Genomic DNA, 1359 nt, shown 5'->3' on the forward strand with positions numbered 1-1359 from the left:
AGCTCAAGAATGTGAACATTCCCGGCAACTGCCTTTCATCTCGGGAACAGAGCCTGTCGAGATGTCTGAATGTGCCACTCAGCCAGGGCAGCAATCTAATCCGGTGACTCGGTCACTGGACTGGATTAAAGATTGGTTTCAATAAGGGTTAACAATGACAAATTCTGCTTTACGCTTTTTCATGACGGGTTTGATGTTAAGTATGCTTGCGGCATGTTCGACGACACCTTACCAGCCATCTCAACCACCCGTGGATGATCGAAGCAGCGAACCGACGCTGCCACAGCCGCCGGAAACACCTACTTACCCGCCAGTAGAGGACGTCACTCCTGAACAGCCAAGATCTGCTCAGCCAGCACCATCCCCCCAGGTACAAACACCGATAAAACAAAGTCCTGCTGTCGTGGCGTTACTGGATAAAGCGGAACAAGCGAGAGTAAGTGGTGACTTACGGGGCGCACAAAACAACTTGCAGCGTGCGCAACGTATAGCACCGCGGGATCCTAAAGTGTATTACTCACTCGCTCAGACACATATGAGTCTGGAAGATTATGACCTTGCAGAACAGGTCGCGCTTAAAGGTGTCTCCTTATCATCTGGTAATAATGTACTGCTTAAGCGTTTCTGGCAGTTACTGACCGAAATAAGACTCAGAGCAGGAGATGTCTCGGGTGCCGAAGTGGCGAAACTCAGAGCACAGAAATATTAAGCAGACTGGCTAAGTTGCTGATAAAGAGAAGGGTAGTCTGTCAACAGTTCGGTCATGCCCTCAATGTCAAAGACTTCCACTTTTTCTAGAAGCTGTTGCGCGTAATGAGCTAATGGCGTGAATGTTTCTTTCTCTGCGATTTGCTTCAGATCAGCAGCAAAACGTTTAATTTCACTCATATTGTTGCTTTCATTGACCATTTTCCAAATCGGCATTTTGCTCTCCATAAAGCTAAGGATCACTGGTAATATGGCCATTTCATGATCGGACAATGTCAGGCCGCGAGTCTCTTCAGATCCGTCAGGTATCGAAGCTTCATGTTCTAAAAATTCTGCCAGCTTGCTGTAGAGTTCAGACTTTTTGACCGGCTTACGGATATGGTCATCAAAATGCTCTGATTTAAGACGTTCGAAGTCATCTTTCATTACAGATGCTGTCAGGGCAATGATCGGGATATTAAATTCCGCTTTAATTTTCTCTGCCGCCTGATACCCATCCATCACAGGCATACGTAGATCCATCAGAATCAAATCAATACCCTGGGCTTTTACGGCTGCGACGGCCTCTTTACCATTTTCAGCTTCTACAATCTCTAGCGCAGAAGAGGAAAAGCTTTCCGTGACCAAACGACGGTTATCTTCAATATCATC

The 1359-nt window shown here is 46.6% G+C and carries 2 protein-coding genes; one reads left to right on the forward strand and one right to left on the reverse strand.

The window, feature by feature from the left end:
• The first annotated feature begins 154 nt into the window (after window positions 1–154).
• The gene (locus B4K20_RS09120) at window positions 155–709 is read left to right on the forward strand and encodes a hypothetical protein (protein ID WP_286305766.1); all 555 of its coding nucleotides are present in this window, start codon (window positions 155–157) and stop codon (window positions 707–709) included.
• Here B4K20_RS09120 and B4K20_RS09125 read toward each other — a convergent pair.
• Window positions 706–1359, reverse strand: a 654-nt coding sequence (locus tag B4K20_RS09125) for a response regulator (protein ID WP_289282656.1), incomplete at its 5' end; no start/stop codon positions are given. The two genes, B4K20_RS09120 and B4K20_RS09125, sit on opposite strands and share 4 nt — an antisense overlap.

The organism is Methylophaga sp. UBA5088, from assembly GCF_002414625.1.
Lineage (GTDB): Bacteria > Pseudomonadota > Gammaproteobacteria > Nitrosococcales > Methylophagaceae > Methylophaga > Methylophaga marina.